Here is a 21,747-nt window from a genome sequence, read left to right as displayed (position 1 = left end):
ATATTGTTAACTACCCTTCCTGGCTAATAAGCCATACTCATTCTCACCAATTATAATGAAGCCTACGCTCCTTAACCTTTCAATAACCCCACGCCTAACATTACGCCCCCTATACTTAACCCCAGTCATTGGCACATAGTGGTACAGTAAACCACCCTTCCTCAGTAACCTACTGTAAATCCTATAAAGCTCCTCAGAGTACAGTGCAGTGAATCTTTTAGTGGGTCTAGGTGGGTCATGGATTATAACATCAAATGCGGAATCCCTAATCCACCCGGAGACTTCATAAATATCCCCAAGCATTAAGTCAACCCTTGGATCAGCCAAGTGGATGCTCCAGGGATTGTAGCTCGCTAATTCAATAACATTATCATCAGCCTCCACTGTTACAACCCTCCTAGCGCCCTTCCTAAGTGCTACTAAGGTAGTGTACCCTAATCCAGTGCAGCAGTCTAGGACAACCCCACGTATCCTTACCCCACTTATCTTAACGTAACTGTACTTTAATGGGTCATTCATAACGGTGTGCATTACGATCCCATCAATCACTAATGTTGGTGCCCACCCCCTATTCGAGGAGCATAGTTTGTAACTATGGCCACCTGACTCTATGTAAAGTCTAGTAAGTGATTCACCATTCTTAATAAAGAGGGGTTTACACTGCTCATGCATATACTTCACTATTACTGATTCCTCTTTAATGTCCCAGTAAGTGTACGTGCTGCTTGATTTCGGTTTAAAGTTAATGATCCTCAATATTTGATCCTAGGTATTTTAGAAAAACGGTTTTAAAGCTCACGTTGCATTGGTAGCTTAAGCACCAGTAATGAGGGAGCTTAAGTTGAAGGTTAGGAAATTAGTGGAGGAAATGGTTATGGTTGATGATATTCCTGAGGATGTAGTTGATGATGTTGTAAGTGAGTTAGGCTACTACGTGAAGAGTGGGTACTCTGATGAGTTAGCAGAGCGCCTAGTATTATCCTATAGGGAAAGAATAATGAGTAGACTTATGAGTAATATAAATCAACACATGCCTGGGAGGGGTAGTATAGAGAAGGTTTTGCCATTTCTACTCAGGGAATCCCTTGAGGAAATGGGCTTATCTGGGTATGTTTCACCAATGCTCTACGGCCAGCCGGTAGACTTAACAATAAGTATGGGTACTTTCCACGCGCCAGTGATTATAATTGGGTATAAGGCGAGTAGAAAGGACCTATACAGGATTAGTAGGCTTAGGAGTATGGGCATTAACCCAATGGTTGTGTCCCTTGATAATAACCTTAAGGATGCTGTTAAACTTAAGGTTGACTACTTAAATGAACCAAAGTACTACAGGATCATGATTGCTGGGGAATCTTTAAAGAAAATACTAGGGTCAGTAAGCCTAATTGGCAGTAGGTCTGTGAGGCCAGTTAGAAGCATGGAGGTTACTTACATGCTTTGGAGTGGATTAAGGAGAATGGGCTACTTGGTTGTTCCAGGCAAGAGAGTAAGTGACCTTGAGGTTTACGGTTTCGGCAGGTACTTAATTAGGATTCAGGGTAAGCCCACTATGTGGGACCCATACTATAGGAAATTCAACACTGTGTTAATAATAACGGGCGGTAATGGGGTTAGGGTAAAGGACTCAGTGATCTTAATGGGCTTTGACTACCTTGAGAAGCTGATTAATGAGTCAGGCCTAAGGATGAGTAGGTTAAGGAGGCTGGTATCCAGAGAAGGAGACTACGTTGAATAACCTAAGTATGCTAATGTACCATTTAGCCACGCTCCTAGCTACTATGTCAACGTAGTCAACGTTAACGTTACCGATGTAGTTCTTAACCACGTGTTCAGCAACATCACTATTAATCCTAGGCTTAACGTACTGTGTGAGCGAATCAAGCAGTTCAGCGTAGCTCCTTCTAGATTCAGCATACTCCCTACCAATCTTAAACACATCATCACTAGGTATTATTAAGTCAACATATTGCCTAAGCCCCCTCCTCATTAACTCATTAATATACTCCACCACTATTGGGTCAGTAGGCTGCATTACTAGGGTGTGGGTGCCTGCGGGACTTATAGCTTTTACAACTTGACACTTTCCTCAGGCCAGTGGCTCCCTCGTCCTGAAGAGTAAGGGTTATACCCTAGGGTATCTTTTATGGTTTACGTACCCCTTCATGGAGGTAGCATAATTATTCGTAGCAGTTCATTAACTCGTGGTGTATGGCTAATTGTCTATTAAGCTCATTACGCATCGGCTCCTAAAATACAATATGGGCTGATAAACTCATCCCTACCATTCATGGTGAGGCTTCTTTTAGCTTTTATGAAGAGGAAACTATGATTATGGTTTAATGCTCACCAATGCTTAAATAATGAACTTAGGCGCCTTAAGCAATGAGTAAGGTTACTGGCATTATTAGGTTAGGTAGGATGGAGCATGGATTATTAACAGCCATAACCGTTGTATCTTCATACTACGTGTCTGGTGGCCGTAATGGCTACGTAGCCTTAACCCTACTATTATCCTCATTTTTCGCAGAGGTATTCTTATTCGTAACTAATGATATTCATAACATTAATGAGGATAGGTTAAATAGACCTAATGCACCCTTAATTACAGGCGTTATCTCCCTCAAGGAAGCTTCATGGGTAGCCTTAATTTCACTTGCATTATCACTTATTCAAGTAATACCAGTGTTAATGGGGTTAACTAACCTGTTCTCTCTAGCTGTATTGCTTTCAGCGTTGATACTTGGTTATTTGTATAATTCAAGGCTTAAGCGTGTTGCAGTGATTAATAATATCTTAGTCGCTTTAGTGACTTCATTAACGTACTTATATGGCTTAGCGTCAGTAATTATGATTAAGTATCAGGTACTGGAATTTATGCTGTTGCTCTTTCTTACATCATTCATTGCAACCTTAGGTAGAGAGATAGTTAAGGGTTCCCTAGACCATGATGGTGACTTAAAGGCCGGTATATCAACAATAGCCACTAAGTATGGGCCTGAGGTAGCTAATAGGGTGGGTTCAGTAATTATGTTGATTGCGGTTGCATCATCAGTACCACTTATTGCGGTATCAATGGTGGTGTTAGGTAAATTCAGCTTAATATTTACGTCATTCGTTGTATTGACTGATGCACTAATGGTAAATCTCTCCATTAGGGTTCTTAACGGTAACCTAAGGGGTTTTAGGGAATTAAGCCTACTGGCAATGGGATTAACCTTAACTGGTTTAATGCTTAGTTCACTATTACTATTCATCAGCGCTTAAGTAAGGTACCTTGCCACCACATTATTGATAATGCTAAATTGCACTTAAATTAACTCATTTTCGCGATCACTAGGTAGTGTTTGCACCATTACCATGGGCTATTATGTGGCAGGGTAAATTAATGTTGCATGTACCATTCTCGTTCATTTTCTTAACCTTCTCTGCAGTATCAAGGCACTTACCCATACTTCTAAGTAATTCAATGAGTAATCCTATGCCTTTCCTAACATATGGATCATTCAATGCCCTTAATATGTCCTCAAGTCCATTAATGGGTTTAACCTCATGTTTAACATTTGATGATACCCCATAAAGAGAACAAAGTACACATTGAACAGCCTCTTGTACTGTTGAGCTTAACTCATCTTTACTCATCTGAGATAAGGCAACTGCCACAGCGTTAATTAAATCATTGAAGTCGGCTTGACTCATAACTAGAGGATTAAATATAACCAATATAAAGGTATCTGTATCCTGATTCTTTTAATACATGCCCAAAGAGGTTTAATTATCCCCTCCTTCAGTTAGGTTTCTTGGCCTCATTAGGGTAAAATAAATATACTTAGTCCCCTTTGAAGTATTGATGTTTTTGATGAAATTAAACACTTAATAGGCTTAAAATAACCTAAGTTTCACATGGTTAAGTTCAGTAACACTTTCATTGAGAGGGAGATTTTAACGATGCTGGGTGCGCATGATAATAGTGTTGTTTTAGGTCCAGGCATTGGCGAAGACGCAGCTGTTATTAGAATTAATGGCTCCTATATGGCTGTTCATACTGACCCAGTTACTGGTTCAAGTAACTTACTGGGTTGGTTAGCGGTTCATGTGGCTGCTAATGATATTGCAACTAGGGGTGTTAGGCCTAGATGGTTTTTACTAGCATTAATACTACCTGTTGATTCAAGTGAGAATGATGTCGTTAGAATAATGAGACAGGTTAATGATGCATTAATTGAACTTAATGCATCCCTAGTAGGTGGACACACTGAAAAGTCCGATACTGTGACTAGGCCTATTGCAGTAACAACAGTCATTGGTGTTGGTGATAGGTTCATAAGGACAGGGGGCTTAAGAGCAGGTGACGTTGTAGTTATGACTAAGTACGCTGCCTTAGAAGCCACGGCGGTCTTAGCCAGCGACTTCAAGGATAAGTTAATGAGTGTTTTAAGTGAGGAGGAGTTTAAGGAGGCTGAAGGCCTCTATAAAATGGTGTCTGTGGTTAATGATGCCCTCACTGCAGCTGAGTACGCTACGTCAATGCATGATCCAACCGAGGGTGGAGTCTTACAAGGTTTGCTTGAAATGGCGTATTCTTCAGGGAAGCTAATAATCGTTGATGAGGACAATATTCCAGTATTACCAATAACAAAAAAGGTACTTGATGCCTTTAATCTTAACCCATTAACAGTGCTCTCCTCAGGATCATTATTAATAGGTGTTAAGGAAAATGAAGCAGGCAAACTCATTGAGAAATTAAGGGAAATGAGAATAAACGCATCAATCATCGGCAGGGTAATTGATGGTGAACCAGGCGTAGTAGTTAAGAGTCGTAGCGGTGAGCGGTACTTCAAGGGTGATTTAACTATACCAGATGGTGTAATGGAGATGTGGCTGGGTAGTAACATTAAGGGGGACTCCTAAAATGGTTAAAAACAATATCTTGCTTAAGGGCCATGGATTACTCTGTTTCAACCAGTATTGAGCAGTCAGGCTGAATACTATGGTTAAATTCACTTATTACGGACGTTACTACGCACCTAGGTGTATACGCTTCTTCGTTTTTAAGCTCATGCTCTGGGAAACGAGTTAACGAGGCCATGTAAGTTAAGGCTACATTTACTACTTTACCCACCGACTTAAGGCTATTAATAGCCCTTATCACCTCTTCAAGGGAAGTGACACCTCTTGGGTTCTTAGAACTACCACCTCCTTTAGCTAAGACTTCTACGCCAGCTTCCCTAAGTGATGCGGCTTCATGCCTTAGCATGTCCTTATCAAAGTTAAAGACGAATATGGGTTTAATCTCATTGTTAATCTTCCTTAAAATCGCTTGAATCATCCTATTAGTCCTTTTAATATCGGTTAAAGTAGGCCTCAGTGGCACAACTGCCTTATCAACCTTAACTAGGTCAGTCTTAGCCAACGCTATTGAGGTGTACCTCTTATCAAAAAATGGCGCGGTATCTATAATTATGTAATTAAAGTGATTTAAGGCACCTGATTTATCGAGGATTGTGAATAATGCATCACCCCTACCATATTCACCCAGCCACAACGTTACTAGGTTACTGAGATCACCCTCTTCGTCTTCACCAGGTGGTAATATTCTTATATTCTGTAACGTGCTTGCGTTAATGCTTACGCCAGGTAAGTTTACGTAATCTTCAATATTAATGTTCTTACCCTTATCGTAATCTTTAAACATATGGTATAGTGTCCTCCTAAGCTGGTTAATTTTATCATAATCATCCTCATATATCTTAAGCGATAAGCCAGCAGTTGGGTCAGTGTCAACTGCAAGTATTTTCCCTGGGTCTTCCCCATGTTCAACTAAGTAGTGTGCAATTAATAATGCTAGGGTTGTCTTACCTACACCTCCAGAAGCTGATATTACAGGTATTACTGTGGGCATGTTTCCTCACTAAGGCCAAGTCTCTTATCTATTACCTCTACACAGAATGGTAGATTAAGCCTTCTGAATAATTTAATGTAATTTTTAAATAACCTTGAATAATTATCTAGGACATGTATTAGCCATGCCCTATATCCTGTAATACCGTATATTAATGCTTGGCCTATTCCATCATATGGTTGCGCATCGTACTTAACTTCGAAAGCTTCATCACTAGTAACTACATCAATCAGAAACCTTAACCCATCAATCTCAATGGGTACTTCCCTCCTACCCTTAGTAAGAATGGCTAGTTGGTCCTTGACACACTCTTCATCATGGCAATGCTTAATGTAGTCGATTAAAGAGCGTGTAGTCACCTTTTAATTTCATTATAATTTACTTATAAACGCTACGTATAAAATCTAATAATGCAAACCTAAAGATTATGATGCTACTAATATTTACTATTGCTTTATGATATGATTAAACAAGGTTATGAAGAGAACTGCAAATTACCAAGAGCCACTTACTGAAGATCAATGTAAGAAATGTAAAGGGTGTTGAGGTTAGGAAATGTCATAAGCTCCTTAACTGTGTTAATGAAGTTAATGCTTTTCCTGGTTAATACTGAGGCATTAGAGATAAATGTGGATCGTTTAAATATCAGTTGGATCTGAAAAATATTTATATAGGCTATTCGCATTGATGGATTGATGAAGATTAATAGGCTACTTCCAATAATAGCACTAGCCATAGCTGCATCAGCGTTAGCGTATTCATGGAGCACTGGGTCAATATTTACCAATAGTGTAACTATTCATGCGTTAGCGGTTTCAGGTCCAAGCCAGGGTGCTGTAATAAACATAACTATAACTGCTGTTAAGGGTCTTCCAAGTTACTTGGGTGGTAATGTGTATGTATCGGCAATGCCACTACCTATAGGGGAGGGTGGTACATTTATTTCTTCAAGTCAAATAGCGGCATTTGTAGCTACAACTATTGCCGGTCAATCATTAACAAGCTATAACTTCCTTATCAATGTTAACTCCAGCACTATAGAGATAGGTGGCCCATCAGCCAGTGGCTACATGACCGTGGGCATGTACTCGCTCATAACCAACAGTAGCCTAAACCCTAGCGTAGTAATGACCGGAATGATTATGCCTGATGGGACAATAGGCCCAGTGGGTGGGATACCGGATAAGATTAGGGCTGCCGCCCAATTAGGTTACTCAACGGTGTTAATACCTTATGGTCAACAGAACTACGTATCATCAAGTGGCCAAGTGATTAACCTAGTAAACTTAGGCAAGCAGCTTGGCGTTAATGTGGTTCCAGTAGCTACCGTATACCAGGCTATACAGTACTTCACGGGCCGTAGCTTTAACCTATCTCTACAAGTAACCCCTCAAGTGAGTAATAATATTTCAGTTATAAGTAATTACCTCTACAGGACGCTTTACGTTAATTATGGTAATGAATCAGCCTTAGGTAGTCAGGCTGATTATGAGGCAGCCATAAGCAGTGCCAATAATGGTGACTACTATACTGCAGCAAGTTTACTCTACAATGCCCTAATAAGCTACTACACTAACATGTTTAGGAATACTACACTAAGTTATGCTAAGGCTCTTGTTGCTAATGTGTCTGCTCAATTGAATCAAATGATTAATGAGATTAATGGTGTTAAACCCACAACCGCTAACTTAGACATAATGGTAGGGATCTATGATAGGATATATACTGCCCAGGTAATGTTAAACACCACCGTTAATGATATTCAAGCCGGCAATACGGCCAGTTTACCCAGTGATTTGGCTCAATTATACGTTAGGGTGATTACGTTGAAGTATTGGTTTAATGTGCTTAACGCTATTAGTGGTGGCAACCCAATACCGGTCTCATACTTAAGTAAATTAAGTGGACTATATGCATCATACGCATACACGACTGTAACATACTTATATTCATTAGCTAGTGCTGAGGGGTTAACCACAAGCATAGGGGTCATTAATACGATTAACCAGCTCATTAATCAAACTAACGAGGCGCAGGCCTACTATCAAAATGGTCTTTACCTGGAGGCGTTAGCAGTAAGCCTTGATACAATAGCCTCAGCAAGTGCCATAATTCACACAATGTTCTTGATTGGAGGAAGCAATGCGTCATTATACTTACTTAACATTGTTAGGAACGTTGCAACCTATAATGAAGCCTTAGTGTCCCAGTGCAATGGTTTACCAGTTTTATCCAGCGCCTATGTGCAGTTTGGTGACTACTGGTTTGGACAGTACAATAGTAGCCTTGCTGGTAACCCCTCATCAGTATCAAGCCAAAGCTACTTTGAGGAGGCTTTATCATTGTACGAGGAATCTATAGCGTATTCATTATTCTTAAGGCAACTTTACTATGAGTTAGGTGCATGCCCAATAGCCTATTACACTGTTAACTATACAATGCTTCAATACGTGCCGGTATCAAGCGCACAGCATGTGGTTCAAGGTCAATTACCAGGTGCATCACTTTCAATAGTTAACTTGGCTGGAGTTAACTTAACATATCTAGCCATTGGAGTGGTGTTAGTGGCTATGAGCGTAGTGGTTCTGATGCTTAAGGTTGTTAAAGTAAGTAGAAAATAAATATTACTTAATTATAGCTAAAATCATCTGCTCATATATTAATTAAACTATAATATATTATATAAAGATATAGTATATAATAATCATGATACTTAAATAATTCAACAATTACAGGAGTAATTAATGGGTAAGGTTTATAAAAGCACGCATTACGTGGATTAACCAAGATGGTTACTACGGGAAGTTCAAGCAGTGAGCATAAGCAATACAGTAGTAGTAATGGGTTAAGGAGGGTATTAAGCTTTAGAGAGCTGTTCTTCGCATCATTGGGTGGTCAGTCCCCATTCCTAAGTATAACAACCTACGGTACAGCTATAATACTTTACGCAGGTTTACTAGCCCCATTAGCCGCATTAGTAGGTACACTAATCGTATTGGTTAATGGGCTTGTAGTATACCAGTTATCACGACGATTAACGAGGACAGGTGGCTATTATGCATACGCTAACCACTTCATAAGCCATAGGGTAGGTATTGAGACAGGGTTCATATACCTGTTTTACTCAATACTCTACGGAAGCGCGTATGCAATAGGCTCAGCGGGTATAATGTGGTTTCTATTTCACATTAACTTTACATACACCCTAATAGCGGTACTTATTGTTCAAGCAGTATTAGCTATATTAGGTATAAAACCATCAGCCAAATATGCAGTATTCGCCGGTTCACTTGAGTTAGGAATACTAGTAGTAATAGGTATAGTGTTGCTTTACCTTTCAGGTTTCAAGATAAGCCTAAGCCTAACCACTGGTCAAGGTATCTCATTAGCGCAATTCGGGTATGCCGCACTCTTTGCTGCCGCAATACCCACTGGGTATGGTACCATAACTCCCCTTTCAGGTGAAACTAAGATGGCAAGCAAGACTGTGCCTAAGGCTATTATTGCGGTAATACTAACGGGCGGATTACTTGCTGTGTTTGATCTTTTCGCCTTCAACTCAGCTGGATTAGCATTGTTTGAATCCTATGGGCGTTTTGAATCCCTTATTAAGTCAATGATTAGTATGAGCGCCTTCAACTCACCTATACTCTACCTCCTTCACGAGTACTTTGGTGTACTTATAGATATACCAGTCTTAGTGGCGCTTGTTAATGATGGTGTATTAGGTGTGTTGGCCTATAATCTGGCATCATCAAGGGTACTCTTCGCAATGTCTATTGATGGATGGGTACCTAAACCTCTAAGCTACATTAATGTGAACACCAATAATCCAATGCTGGCTGCTTTAGTATCATCCATTGGGATAATTGCTGTTAGTTTAATTTCATCAAGCCTATTATCACCATTAATGGCTTTTCTAGTTCTAGGAGGCTTATCAACCATGGCTGGCTTATTAGTTCATGTTGTATCTGATGTATCACTAATGAGACTTAGCATTAGGAAGGTTGAGAAGTACATGGGTCAAGTAATCTTAGCAACGGCGGCTTTAATTCTTGCAGGATACTCAATAACATCAGCATTAGTCTCAACTAAGCCAATGTTCGTAGAATTATTCCTAGGATGGTTAATAATAGGCTTCATCTACGCTGAAGCATCATCAATAGCTAGGGGTAAGTAAGCTAGTTTCCTAAGATTCACGCCTAAAGCATTAATAAACTGAACTTACCTTACTGAACTGTGGCTGTTAATTCGGGAAGCATTGAGGAGTCAGTTAAGAGACTTAGGGAAAGGACTTCCAGTGGAACCTTTATTAAGGCTGTAGGTAAGGGTACTGTAAGGGATATAGAGTCATTAGTAGAGTACTATGAGTTAACTAAATCATGCGTAATGTTGCCTCAGAATGAGGCTAAGAGCCTTTATAACCTCTATGTCGTTAGTGAGGGGAGGATCAGAAGACTCCTTGAAGGCTTCTTGGAAACAATGATTACTATTAAATCAAGGGATTTCGCGGCAATATACCCATTCATGCCTAGTGATGTTAAGGAATTGCTTAAACCATTACTAAGTAGTAATACTGATGAGGGTATTAGGGAAGTATTGGATAATGTCTTAAGCAACCTTAATTTACTTGGTTCAGTACTACTTAATATTGCGAAGAGGGAGCCAGGTGACGTCAATGAGTGTATTAAGGGTAACTGCCACAGCGCCGGGAGTTGTTAAATTGTTTGGGGAGCACGCTGTTGTTTACGGTAAACCAGCCATAGCTATGGCTATAAACAAAGGTATTAAGGTTACTGTTGAGGAGACAAATGATGATTCGCTTGTGATTCTGGCAAAGGATCTTTCAGTTAAAGGTATTGCAATAAGAGTTACTGGGGGTTTAATTGAGGGTAATGTAATTGATGATGGTCAATTAAGTAGGCTTGCCTCATACGCTTTAACAGCGTTGAGGCTTGTCTCAGAGAAGTATGGCGGCGATTTAAGAGGTATCAGGGTAATTATTGAGAGTCAGTTACCCATTGGGGCTGGTTTAGCAACATCAGCAGCGGTATCAGTAGCCGCAGTGGCGGCCTATGCAAGGTTAATTAACGTTAAATTAAGTAAGGAGGATATTGCCAAGATTAGTCATTCAGTGGAGTTAACGGTTCAAGGCGCAGCAAGCCCTATGGATACTGCAACATCAAGTATTGGTGGCGTAATGTACATTAAACCTGGAATTGAATTAAAAAGGCTAAGCACTTCACTTAAAATACCACTAGTGGTTGGTTATGTTGAGAGGGAATCAACCACAAGTGAACTAGTTAAGAGAGTTAAAGCACTTTACGGCAAGTATCCTGCAGTTATTGAGAAGGTAATGGATTCAATAGGGGCCATTGTTGATGAAGCATTGGCGGCCTTAAACAAGAGCGATTACGTAGCCTTAGGTGAATTAATGAATATTAATCAAGGCCTACTTGAGGCATTAGGGGTATCTAACCATAGGTTATCCAACATAGTGTACATGGCTAGGAGGGCAGGTGCCCTCGGGGCTAAGTTAAGCGGTGGAGGTGGGGGTGGTGCAGTGATAGCATTAGCGCCAGGAGTTGAGGATAAGGTTGCGATTGCAGTAAAGTTAGCAGGCGGTGAAGTAATATTAATTGATGCTAACTATGAGGGTGTACGCATTGAGGATTATGGTTAATTTAAACGCATTTTTATAGTAAATGGTTATTTTATCTGATTATCTTATAAATATGGATATTTGATAACTCATATGTCATTTAGAGGGAAGTTACTTGGAGCAATAGCAATAGTAATAGCGGGTTTAATACTGTACAGTACGGCTATTTATGTTGCTACCATAACCCAGCAAGTAACCCCAACTCAAAACCAAGCTATATCAATTAACTTACCTTACTATGCAGAGGTTCAGTATATTGATGTAATTAACCAGACTGTTAGCTTATCAATACCCGCAGGTGGCACATACACTATAACTGCCCCTCTGCCTCCAGGTCCTGGCTACAGTTTAGAGTACCTTGAGGTTTACTTCCCCACGCCTCTACCGTCAATCGGCATCTCTGGTAACATTCTGAAGAGCGTTAATGAGTATGGTTTTGTAACGTCAGCTTACTCACCGTCTGGTTCAATAGTGTTGGTTAATTCAGGCCAGAACACCGTTAATGGCACCGTAGTGGTTTCATCAGTGTTCGTTAAGACAATTTACGTACCTCTAACTAACCAAGCTTCAATAAACATAACTGCACCAGACTACACTTACCAGTACGTTACTGACCAGTACGTGGAGTTAACGATTCCCAATAATGCGCCCTTCAGTGTGCAGGATGTAGTGTTACCTAACGGTAGCGCCTTCAGCCAATTGGTTGAGAAGTGGAGTGGTAATGTGACTGCCATTCAATTGGATTACAAGCACGTTAAGCTAGATATGTCGTATCTACCATCCGGCAACTATAGTGTTGAGTTACTTCAGGGTTCACAGTATGAAATGCCATTTGCAATGCTAGTCAAGGGTACTCAATTCTACAATACTACTGTTGATGCACATAGCCAAGTTATAATAACCACCAACAACTTCGGCATACCCTCAGGCTGGTCAATAATGGGTTACGTTGTTACTGTTTACACTGTCCAGCCGCTAGTAGTTGGTGAAAATGGCGGTACCTTCATTGTTGAGGCTAATAGAATTTCACCAGTCTATACACTGAGTCAACTAATTGTAGTGCATGGTGTTAGTTACATACTGCCGCCCTTCATAAGGTTCATGCCAATCATTGGGATTTACGTGATTTACGATACTCAATTCAAGGTAGTTAACCCACTGAATGTGCCTCTGGTTGTTGAGTACATGCCAATAATCTATAAGCCGGTTGGGCAGTGGAGTAATGGTAACTTACAGGTTCAGGTTTACCAAAGTGATGTGGCCCAAGGCATGTGGACATCATTGGTTGTTCAGTTACCTGAGACAGCAACCATAACCAGTATAGTTACCCCAAGTGGTACCACCTACAGTGGGTATACTTCATCAGAGTTACCGTGGGGTAGTGAGTTCAGGCTAATCTCAATATCACCGGATGGTCATGAAGCCTACATTGCAGTAAGCACACTAGGTGTGTCTCAGCCAGGTCTATACACTGTTAACGTGCATTGGGATCCATTAGTGGTTAGGGTTCACAATACTTATGGTTCACCAGTGAGCACTACAATAACTGCATCACAGAATGGACAAGTGTATGGCACCTTCAACACGAACTCAAGCGGTATAGCGTTAGTAAGTGTAAGTAACCCGTACCCTGTTTCACTATCAATATACTATGAGGGAGTCGACACATACAACATTGGAGTTACAACGCTCATTAAGAAGCCGATAGACGTAACCTTAGGAGTCTATAATGTAACCGCCATTGTGGTGGGCTTCTTCAACCAGGCGATAAGTAAGGCTAACGTAACAATGTATAGGATTGGCACTGGTCCAGTTTACTCTCAGTTAACTGGACCAAACGGTGCCTCACAGTTAAATGGCGTCTTAGCTGGAGTCTACCAGTTAACGGCATCTTATGGGCACGCTAAGTACAGTAGGTTCCTAACTGTAAACTCAGATGAGGTCGCATTAATTAAGACTAACATACTGACCATAATAAACGGCTTCCCAGTAACTACAGGTGACGCGATAATTGGGGCTGTTGGAATACCTGCCGTTGCAGGGGTTGCCTACGCCATAAAGAGTCTTGTAGAGAGAAGGAAGCCTTATCATGTTGAGACAACGTAAGTGAGTAAAATAAATCCAACTTAAAATTAAACACACAATTATCTAAATCCTCACCCAATGGGTGGGGATATCTTTTTTAAGCCTTATGCGCAGTCTAAGGTTGATGATGAAGCAGCTCGATTATGACTGGTGAATTAGCCTTTGATTACTGACTTCCTAGTCAGCTCAATTCTACACGGTAACGGTAACTTAGCCCTAGCTCTGTTTAAAGCCTCCTTAGCATGTGCAATATTCCTATCCTCCACCTCAACAATCATTAATACTTCCCCTGGCTCAATCTGAATCGCCCTACCAGTAGGCACACCGAAGGCAAGCCTCATACCCTCCTGTAAACGGTCAGCCCCAGCCATGGCCAACATTTTATTCTCCCTAATAACGTGATGAGGATACTTAACTATCTTTAGGTAGAAGTTCTGATCAGTTAGAACCTTGGACAAGTACTTATAGGCCATTTGCCTAGCAGCCTCAAGGGCATTAACCCTAATTTGCCCACTTTCAAGAACCCTAAGTATGGCAACTGAACTGAACCTCTCCCTATCCTTAGCCTTAGTAGCCCCCATTTCAAACCTAGGTATCTGAACGTAGGGAGCACCGTGAATATACTCCAACCTAGTGTACGGTCTCTTAATCCTCTTATAGCATTTAGCGGGCCTTAATGGCATAAGTAACCACTGCCCCAGTACCCCTTTAAAACTATACTCAATAATTCCACTGACCTTCCTCACTCTAAAAACAAGGCCCCCAATTGCCATAAGGAAGCCCTATGGACTCACACCACCAGGGTCAAGGCTTATCCCTTTACTGCATTATAATAATCAATTAATGGTATCCAAACAGTCATGGGTCCCGGCTCCCTATTAGCCCATGCATAGTATGGTATGGCCCTAAACTTAATGGGTCTTAAGCTGAGTTTAAAATCGTTAAGTGACATATATGTCCCTGCCTGCCTACTACTCACCTCATAGGCATCACCCTCAATCACAACTACACCATTAAGTAAGTCCCTAACGTACCTAGCTTCAAGGTGGCATGTACTCTTAAGGGCAATATCCCATACATCAACATTTGGATTATCGGTCTGTTCAAGGCAATAAACCAGTGGACCCCTCTTAATAGCAACCCTAGACGTATTAGCTAACACATGCGGATGAGAAACGGCAAATTCAATACGCATGGGTAATCTTAAAGTCAATTCATCCCCAGTCCTCCAAACCCTCCTAACCCCCACGTAAGTTGATGGTCTCAGTTCAAGACCTTGCTCCTCACCATTAATAAGTAATTTACCTTCATGGCACCAGCCAGGTATTCTCATGTATAGTGTAAACTCATCCTCCTTACTTGGGTTAACTATCACCTTAATTTCCCCATTCCATGGATAATCAGTGTCAACTATAAGCTCTATGGCATTACCATTAAGGTTAACATTAACCCTTGATGCCACGTACAAGTGGATCCATAGGCCGTCACTAGACATTGAGTATAGGTAACCAGGTAATGATGCGATTAACCTAGCAATATTTGGTGGGCAACATGCTGTTTCAAACCAAGGCTGTCTCCTATGTTCACCCCTACTTGCAAGTGGGTTAACGTAGAAGTATGATTTACCATCTAGGGATATTCCAGCCAATGCAGCATTATAGAGGGTTAGCTCCATTACATCCGCATACTTAGCATCCCCAGTAGCCAGCAGCATCCTGTAATTCCACATTACATTAGCGACTGCTGCGCAGGTTTCCGAATAGGCCCTATCATTAGGTAATTCATATGGTTCACCTATAGACTCGCCCTCATATCTTGATCCAACACCACCGGTGACGTACATTCTGGTACTGGTTAGGTCAATCCATAGTCTCTCAAGTGCACTCCACAGAGCCCTATCTCCAGTTTCCATGTACACGTCAGTGGCACCTGATGTAAGGTAGAGGAACCTTACCGCATGAGCTATAGGTACCTTTTCCAATTCCTTAATTGGCTTATGATCTATGAAGTACTCATCACTTGCATCCCATGCACCTGGCATTCTGAATCTTCTTAAAACACCCTTACCCCTATTCTCTAATTGAAAAATTGCCTCATTAAGGTATCTTATATCCCTACTCTCCCTATACAATTCGACTAGTGCTATTTCAATCTCAGGATGTCCATCAACAGCCACTATTCCATTATCATTAAATACATCAGCTATGTGATCGGCAAGCCTTAATGCTGTACTATAGAGTCTTGGACATGCATTACTCCTCTTGCATGCGATGGCGGCCTGCATGAGGTGGCCTGCACAGTATAATTCATGTGATTGCCTAAGGTACCTATACCTTTCCCCTAACCTATCGTAGAAGTAGGTGTTAATGTACCCATCAGGCAATTGGGCTTCAGCAATAATATTAACCACATCATTAAGTACCTTAGTTAACTGTTCACTATGCCTACTAACTAAGGCCCATGCAGTAGCCTCAATCCACTTGTAAACGTCAGAATCATTGTAGAGTAATCCCCTAAATGGGTTCTTAACCTTTCCCGAAACTCTTCTGAAGTTATCTATTCTTCCAGTTTCCTCAAGTAGAGAATACATTGTGGGTAATGTTACGTTAATTAGGATATCCAACCTAGGCGACCAAAAACTATCAGTAAGCTTAACATTACTCATTGAAACAGGTCTTAACCTAGCGTGTGGACTACTTGATGTATCAACAATGAAGATTCCCATTGTAGTGTAGGCAACTGGATTTATTAAAGCATTACCAGAGGTATTAATACTAAGAATCTTACAGTAATCATTAAGCATATTAACTAAAAATTAGTTAGATCGCATCATAGTGGAAGTAATTAATCTCATTATTGAGTTAAATGTAATAAGTACCGTGGCTACCATTGAGTTAACTTAGAATCATGATGATGTATTAAGGACCTTAATAAGTAAGAGTACGGTCATTACGTTATTCATTGGCATGTGTTGGATTGCGTTAATTTTTAATGCTGAAGTTTAGTATAAGCATATGGTTGAGTGGGTGAATCTTACAGTAATCAACGATAATAAGCCTAATCCACCACTACTGAATGATTGGGGATGGAGTGTTTTAGTTGAGACTGATCAATGGACCTTACTGTATGATGCCGATACTGAGTCAAGAATTATGGAAAATAACATTAATGTCTTAGGTATTAATCTCAGCAAAGTAGATGCAGCATTCCTAAGCCACTACCACCGGGATCACTATGGTGGTTTTGAGTACATTGGTAAGGTTAGGAGTGGTCTCATTGTTTATGTACCTGAGACTGATAAGGTGCTGACTAAGTGGGGTCTTACCCCAGTTACTGTTAATTCGCCTAGGGAGATACTGAAGGACGCAGTGACTACAGGTACTATGAGGGGCATGGGTATTAATGAGCATTCTCTAGTAGTTAAATTAAGTAACTATGGTTCAGTGGTGATTGTAGGCTGTTCCCACCCTGGTATTGATAATATTGTTAGGAAAGTACATGAAATGTTCGGTAACATATACTTAGTAATTGGTGGATTCCATGAACCATCAAGGCGTCAACTTGATGTTGTTGCAGAATACTCAAGATACATATGTCCAGCCCACTGTTCTGGTGATGAGGCAAGAAACTATGTGAAGAGCAATTATTCAAATAAGTATTGCAATGTTAAAACAGGGATTAGTACTAAGTTACCTGCATTATAGCACATGCCCAATTCTAAGAAGCCCCACTCCTTTAGGGTGGGGAGCCGTCAGCACAGCTGGGACTTAATCTTTAGCGCACTTGCTTATTTGTTATTACCTACGCTAAACTACCACTGTACCATAATTGGAGGAAGTAGATCTTATTATGCAGCTTTAATAATTATAAGTGATACTATCATCACTACTACAAGCATTATTGAGCCCGCTATTAAATAGTCCTTAACCTTGTAACTCCCAATATTGTACACGAGTAGGTTGGCTGGGTGACTGTAGGGTGTTAGGAACGTTGATGATGATGCCATTGCAACTATTGTTAAGGCTTCAAGTGGATTCCTAAAGCTTAATGCAACAGGCCCCATTATTGCTGCGGCAGCCATATTATTAATGAAGTTAGCCAAGAGTGATGTTAATAGGAATAATGCAACTAGGTTACCTCTTATCAGATTAAATATTAGTGAGGATAAGCCTGATGATTCAATAGCGTAACCTAACGATAAGTATCCAACCATGAAAACTAGTATAGGCCATTCTATGTACTGGTATATCCTCCTATAATTAGCCGCGCCACTGATTATTAACGCCACTGTTGCTAACATGAATGACAAAGCAGTGTTGAATCCTATTAAGGAGAGAACTGTCGCAGCAATCAAAGCCACTAGGGCTGCCATACCCTTCCTCACATTAAATATTCTAGCACCCTTTGCGCCAAGTGGTAATAAACCATAGTCGCTCATGAATCTTGAAACTGAATCCTCATTACCCATTAATAGTAATGCATCACCAGGTTTAATAGTCATGTGGCTTATCCTACCGTATATCCTCCTCCCACTTGATGAAATACCTATTACGCTTACACCGTATCTACTCATGACGTATTCACTTGATATATTGGAACCGATTAACCTTGAACCATTTGGGACTAAAACCTCTGTTAACTCTCCAGCTTGCTTTGACTCCTCGATTGGCGTTATCTTTAATCCACCTATTGAGGTCAATGATGGTATCTTCTCAACAGGCACCTCAAGCACTAGGGTCATGCCACCAGTTATTACACGTCTCCTGGCCATTCTTCTAGGTAGGATTGCCCTAATCTTAACGTTATAATTTTTCTCAATATATGAGCGGGTCTTACCGACCCATTCACATTGGTTGTCAACCTCAGCCTCTATTATGTATCCACCGACCTTAAGGTCCTCTATGCTAGTTACAATGTTTTCCCTACTGGGCATTATTAAGTATATGAATAGGAGCGTGGGTATTGATACTGCAATTATCGCAATCCCTACTTTAATGAATTGAAAAACAGATAAGTACTCATTAAATTTCTCAAACCATAATTGATCAATGAAGAGGTTTGTGGAGGTTCCAAAGATAGTGTACCTACCACCAACTATAGCAGCGTAAGATAATGGAATCATGAACTTCGAGATCCTCTTCTTCAGGTTCCTGGAAACCACATACATGTAAGGTATGAATATTGCCGTTAACGCAACATCACTGATAAAACCTGATGCGAATGAAACTATGGTAAGTATTACTAGAATAAGGATGATACTGTTCTTAAGGTATCGTGTTGAATCATCAGCCAACCTATCTATGAACCCAGACTCTTCAAGAACCTTACTAATTACCATTATACTGGCCAATACTATAATAGCGGTGGAACCAAAGAACGATAATGCATCATCAACTGGTACTACACCACCGATTGTAAGGAGCACAATGGTTAATAAACCCACTATATCATGCCTAATGACTCTAAGTAGCAGAAGTATTGTGGATAATATGAGAATTGAGATAACGTAGTACTGCGTAAATGTTAAACCAAAGGTTATGTGCATAATCATTAGTGCGTGAATTTAGTTAAAAGCATTACCCTTAAACTTAATTGCATAATGCAGGTAATTCAATGGGATAAAAGCTAGGCGACTTAATTATCACCTTACTATGGGTATTGGCGATTCGGTTTAATGATTAAATGAGAGTAATGTTTAAGTTACTAGGTTAGGGAACTAATGCAGTGATTTGAGACTTACTACTGATGCATGATGAACTGGCGACAGTATGAATTCACTAAAAATTAAATTAAGTTACAGTCACTAGGCCCAGTATGAGCGTATTAAGGAGGTTCATAGTGTATGTAACGAGGGACTTGGGCGGTGAAGCTAAGTATATTGATGCAGTTAGGTTCTGCAACCAAGGTGGCTCAGTGATTAAAGTGAGGGTGATTTACCTGGGTGCGTTCACTAAAACTGGCCTTGAGAAGTATGTTAAGGGTGTCAGGCTTGTATTTGATAATGGGATAATGGTTGGTGAAGGTAATGAATCAACCCCAGTTTTAAGTCTAGACAATGGGCAATGCATTAAAGGTACATTAATATATTATGTTGACCCTGAAATAAATGTTCACCTCAACCCTATTAGGGTTAATTTAATTAGAAGGGGCTTAATGATTATTGGTGGTTATCAGTTTGATGTAGTCACTGCTGATTAACCGGTTAAGTTAATTAAGCCTATTAACGCATTAACGGCGTGCAGTACTTGAAGTTACCTGATAGGGTGAGTACTATTGATGAACTTGAGGATTTACTGTCGACACCATACCCTGAAACCATAAGTGACCTAAGTGAAGTTGACGGTGACATAATGATACTTGGCGCTGGTGGTAAGATAGGCCCATCATTAAGCATAATGGCGGCTAAAACTATTAGGGCTAGTGGCCTTAAGAGGAGGGTAATTGCAGTTTCCAGGTTCAGTAGGGGTGAATTACCCAGTAGGCTTAAGGAAATGGGTATTGATGTTATAAGCGCTGACTTAACCAATGAAGATGATGTTGCTAAGTTACCTGACGCTGAGAATGTAATATTCATGGTCGGTAGGAAGTTTGGGACAAGTAGCGAACCTGAATTAACCTGGATAACTAACACCTACGTACCTGCACTAGTGGCTAAGAGGTTCCCTAAGTCTAGGTTCATAGTATTCTCAACAGGTAACGTTTACCCCCTAGTACCAGTGCATTCCGGTGGTGCTAGTGAGTCAACTAAGACTGGGCCGATTGGTGAATATGCGTGGGCAGCATTAGCAAGGGAGAGAATCTTCAACTATTTCTTTAAAATTAATGGCAATAAGGCTGTTATAATCAGGCTAAACTACGCGAATGAACTTAGGTATGGTGTTTTACTTGATATAGCATTGAAGGTTGCTAAAGGTGAACCTATTGATTTATCAATGGGCTATGTTAATGTTATTTGGCAAGGTGACGTAAACAATATGGTGCTTAGATCCCTTAAGTATGCTCAAAACCCACCATTAGTACTCAACATCACTGGACCAGAAACAGTTCCAGTTAGGTGGATTGCTGAGGAATTCGGTAAATTACTTGGTAAAGAACCCATACTTACCGGTAATGAATCCGATACTGCCCTACTTAGTAATGCCTCAAGGGCCTTTGAATTATTTGGCTACCCAAGGGTTACTTTAAGGCACATGATTAAGTGGATTGCGTACTGGGTCACTGAAGGTAAGCCAATATACAACCTACCCACTCACTATGAGGTTAGGACTGGGGAATACTAGGTTTCCCTAAGTTATTGGCACGTGGATGTCCAACGTATTGCCAGTGGTAGTTACCTACAGGCTCCTAATGGCTTTCTGCCTTAAGTGGAGAGGTTATCGTATTGTTGATTCACGAGGAAAATCACCTCAATCGTCGTTAGTAGGTAATTTCGCTATATAGTATTACAATGCGTCTCCTTAGATGATTCTGTAGGGGCATAGTTAACTAAGGTTTTTATACACCCTATCAGGAAATAGGTACGTATGGTTAACAGTGAAGATTCATTGACACTTCGTGTAGCAGAGGCTAGGAGCCGTGATGTTGGTAGGGGTATTGTTAGGGTGCCTATGAGACTAATGAGGAGGATAGGTATTGAGCCTGGTGATTACGTTGAGATAAGTGGTAATAAGCGTGTGGCTTATGCTCAGGTTTGGCCGGCTTATAGTGATGATGAGGATAAGGATATAATAAGGATGGATGGTTTCATTAGGCAGAATATTGATGTTTCATTGGATGATTTAGTCAGGGTTAGGAAGGCTAACTTAAGGCCGGCCCAGAGGGTTACAGTAGCACCCGTTGGTGAGGAAATTAAAATAGACCCAGACTACTTAAAGAAATCATACTTAGTAGGTAAACCAGTCTGGCGCGGCGCAGTCTTCGAATTACCATACTATACAGGCGCATTAAAATTCATGATAACTCAAGTAATCCCAGCTCCAGCAGCCTACGTTGGTACTGAGACTGAGGTTACAATGCAGGATAAGCCAGTTCAGGAAACTAACCTACCTCGTGTTACTTGGGAGGATATTGGTGATTTGGAGGAGGCTAAGCAGAAGAT

Annotated in this window: 19 protein-coding genes and 1 pseudogene; 12 read left to right on the top strand and 8 right to left on the bottom strand. The window is 40.6% G+C overall.

Features of this window, described 5'->3' with window-relative positions; all coding sequences use genetic code 11:
* Positions 1–6: 6 nt before the first annotated feature.
* On the bottom strand, positions 7–756 hold the full coding sequence (locus Q0C29_RS01980) for an RsmD family RNA methyltransferase (protein ID WP_291998985.1): 750 nt from the start codon (positions 754–756) through the stop codon (positions 7–9).
* Between the two features lie 70 nt (positions 757–826).
* Here Q0C29_RS01980 and Q0C29_RS01975 point away from each other — a divergent pair, with 70 nt between their 5' ends.
* The gene (locus tag Q0C29_RS01975) at positions 827–1,738 is read left to right on the top strand and encodes a hypothetical protein (protein WP_291998984.1); all 912 of its coding nucleotides are present in this window, start codon (positions 827–829) and stop codon (positions 1,736–1,738) included.
* On the opposite strand, the gene Q0C29_RS01970 is transcribed toward Q0C29_RS01975, so the two are convergent.
* Positions 1,697–2,035, bottom strand: a complete 339-nt coding sequence (locus Q0C29_RS01970; RefSeq protein WP_291998983.1) for a hypothetical protein — start codon at positions 2,033–2,035, stop codon at positions 1,697–1,699. The genes Q0C29_RS01975 and Q0C29_RS01970 overlap by 42 nt on opposite strands.
* A gap of 350 nt (positions 2,036–2,385) precedes the next feature.
* Here Q0C29_RS01970 and Q0C29_RS01965 point away from each other — a divergent pair, with 350 nt between their 5' ends.
* Positions 2,386–3,267: a UbiA family prenyltransferase gene (locus tag Q0C29_RS01965; protein WP_291998982.1), complete on the top strand. Its 882-nt coding sequence runs from the start codon at positions 2,386–2,388 to the stop codon at positions 3,265–3,267.
* A 69-nt stretch (positions 3,268–3,336) separates the two neighbouring features.
* Here Q0C29_RS01965 and Q0C29_RS01960 read toward each other — a convergent pair whose 3' ends face one another.
* Complete coding sequence (locus Q0C29_RS01960) at positions 3,337–3,699, bottom strand: DUF1641 domain-containing protein (RefSeq protein ID WP_291998981.1); 363 nt, start codon at positions 3,697–3,699, stop codon at positions 3,337–3,339.
* A 204-nt stretch (positions 3,700–3,903) separates the two neighbouring features.
* Between Q0C29_RS01960 and Q0C29_RS01955 the strand changes: the two genes are divergently transcribed.
* Complete coding sequence (locus Q0C29_RS01955) at positions 3,904–4,911, top strand: AIR synthase family protein (RefSeq protein WP_291998980.1); 1,008 nt, start codon at positions 3,904–3,906, stop codon at positions 4,909–4,911.
* Positions 4,912–4,948: 37 nt separating this feature from the next.
* Here the strand turns inward: Q0C29_RS01955 and Q0C29_RS01950 are convergent, their stop codons facing one another.
* Complete coding sequence (locus Q0C29_RS01950; RefSeq protein ID WP_291998979.1) at positions 4,949–5,902, bottom strand: ParA family protein; 954 nt, start codon at positions 5,900–5,902, stop codon at positions 4,949–4,951.
* Positions 5,890–6,261: a hypothetical protein gene (locus Q0C29_RS01945; protein ID WP_291998978.1), complete on the bottom strand. Its 372-nt coding sequence runs from the start codon at positions 6,259–6,261 to the stop codon at positions 5,890–5,892. The genes Q0C29_RS01950 and Q0C29_RS01945 overlap by 13 nt, the downstream gene beginning before the upstream one ends.
* Before the next feature lie 336 nt (positions 6,262–6,597).
* Between Q0C29_RS01945 and Q0C29_RS01940 the strand changes: the two genes are divergently transcribed.
* The 5 genes from Q0C29_RS01940 (at position 6,598) to Q0C29_RS01920 (ending at position 13,670) form a co-directional block, all read left to right on the top strand.
* A complete protein-coding gene (locus Q0C29_RS01940) occupies positions 6,598–8,523 on the top strand; it encodes a S16 family serine protease (RefSeq protein ID WP_291998977.1) in 1,926 nt (641 codons plus the stop codon).
* Positions 8,524–8,690: 167 nt separating this feature from the next.
* Entirely contained in the window at positions 8,691–10,082 is a 1,392-nt protein-coding gene (locus Q0C29_RS01935) for an APC family permease (protein ID WP_291998976.1), read from the top strand.
* A gap of 59 nt (positions 10,083–10,141) precedes the next feature.
* The gene (locus Q0C29_RS01930; RefSeq protein ID WP_291998975.1) at positions 10,142–10,624 is read left to right on the top strand and encodes a hypothetical protein; all 483 of its coding nucleotides are present in this window, start codon (positions 10,142–10,144) and stop codon (positions 10,622–10,624) included.
* Entirely contained in the window at positions 10,581–11,585 is a 1,005-nt protein-coding gene (gene mvk / locus Q0C29_RS01925) for a mevalonate kinase (RefSeq protein WP_291998974.1), read from the top strand. The genes Q0C29_RS01930 and mvk overlap by 44 nt, the downstream gene beginning before the upstream one ends.
* 72 nt (positions 11,586–11,657) lie before the next feature.
* Positions 11,658–13,670 (top strand): carboxypeptidase-like regulatory domain-containing protein, encoded by a 2,013-nt coding sequence (locus Q0C29_RS01920; protein ID WP_291998973.1) that lies wholly within the window; start codon positions 11,658–11,660, stop codon positions 13,668–13,670.
* A gap of 134 nt (positions 13,671–13,804) precedes the next feature.
* Here the strand turns inward: Q0C29_RS01920 and Q0C29_RS01915 are convergent, their stop codons facing one another.
* Together Q0C29_RS01915 and Q0C29_RS01910 are read right to left on the bottom strand one after the other, a co-directional pair.
* Positions 13,805–14,332, bottom strand: a complete 528-nt coding sequence (locus tag Q0C29_RS01915; protein ID WP_291998972.1) for a 50S ribosomal protein L16 — start codon at positions 14,330–14,332, stop codon at positions 13,805–13,807.
* Between the two features lie 128 nt (positions 14,333–14,460).
* The gene (locus Q0C29_RS01910) at positions 14,461–16,374 is read right to left on the bottom strand and encodes a beta-L-arabinofuranosidase domain-containing protein (RefSeq protein ID WP_291998971.1); all 1,914 of its coding nucleotides are present in this window, start codon (positions 16,372–16,374) and stop codon (positions 14,461–14,463) included.
* Between the two features lie 289 nt (positions 16,375–16,663).
* Here Q0C29_RS01910 and Q0C29_RS01905 point away from each other — a divergent pair, with 289 nt between their 5' ends.
* On the top strand, positions 16,664–17,353 hold the full coding sequence (locus tag Q0C29_RS01905; RefSeq protein WP_291998970.1) for an MBL fold metallo-hydrolase: 690 nt from the start codon (positions 16,664–16,666) through the stop codon (positions 17,351–17,353).
* Between the two features lie 143 nt (positions 17,354–17,496).
* Here Q0C29_RS01905 and Q0C29_RS01900 read toward each other — a convergent pair whose 3' ends face one another.
* Entirely contained in the window at positions 17,497–19,194 is a 1,698-nt protein-coding gene (locus Q0C29_RS01900) for an SLC13 family permease (RefSeq protein WP_291998969.1), read from the bottom strand.
* A 269-nt stretch (positions 19,195–19,463) separates the two neighbouring features.
* Here Q0C29_RS01900 and Q0C29_RS01895 point away from each other — a divergent pair, with 269 nt between their 5' ends.
* The 3 genes and pseudogenes from Q0C29_RS01895 to Q0C29_RS01885 form a co-directional block, all read left to right on the top strand.
* Positions 19,464–19,847, top strand: a complete 384-nt coding sequence (locus Q0C29_RS01895; RefSeq protein ID WP_291998968.1) for a hypothetical protein — start codon at positions 19,464–19,466, stop codon at positions 19,845–19,847.
* Between the two features lie 38 nt (positions 19,848–19,885).
* Entirely contained in the window at positions 19,886–20,929 is a 1,044-nt protein-coding gene (locus tag Q0C29_RS01890) for an NAD(P)-dependent oxidoreductase (protein WP_291998967.1), read from the top strand.
* 243 nt (positions 20,930–21,172) lie between these two features.
* Positions 21,173–21,747: pseudogene (locus Q0C29_RS01885) on the top strand (AAA family ATPase); the annotation flags it as partial.

Source organism: Caldivirga sp., assembly GCF_023256255.1.
GTDB lineage: Archaea > Thermoproteota > Thermoprotei > Thermoproteales > Thermocladiaceae > Caldivirga.
The sequence above is the reverse complement of the archived record's forward strand: the minus strand, read 5'-3'. Positions and strand labels throughout refer to the sequence as shown.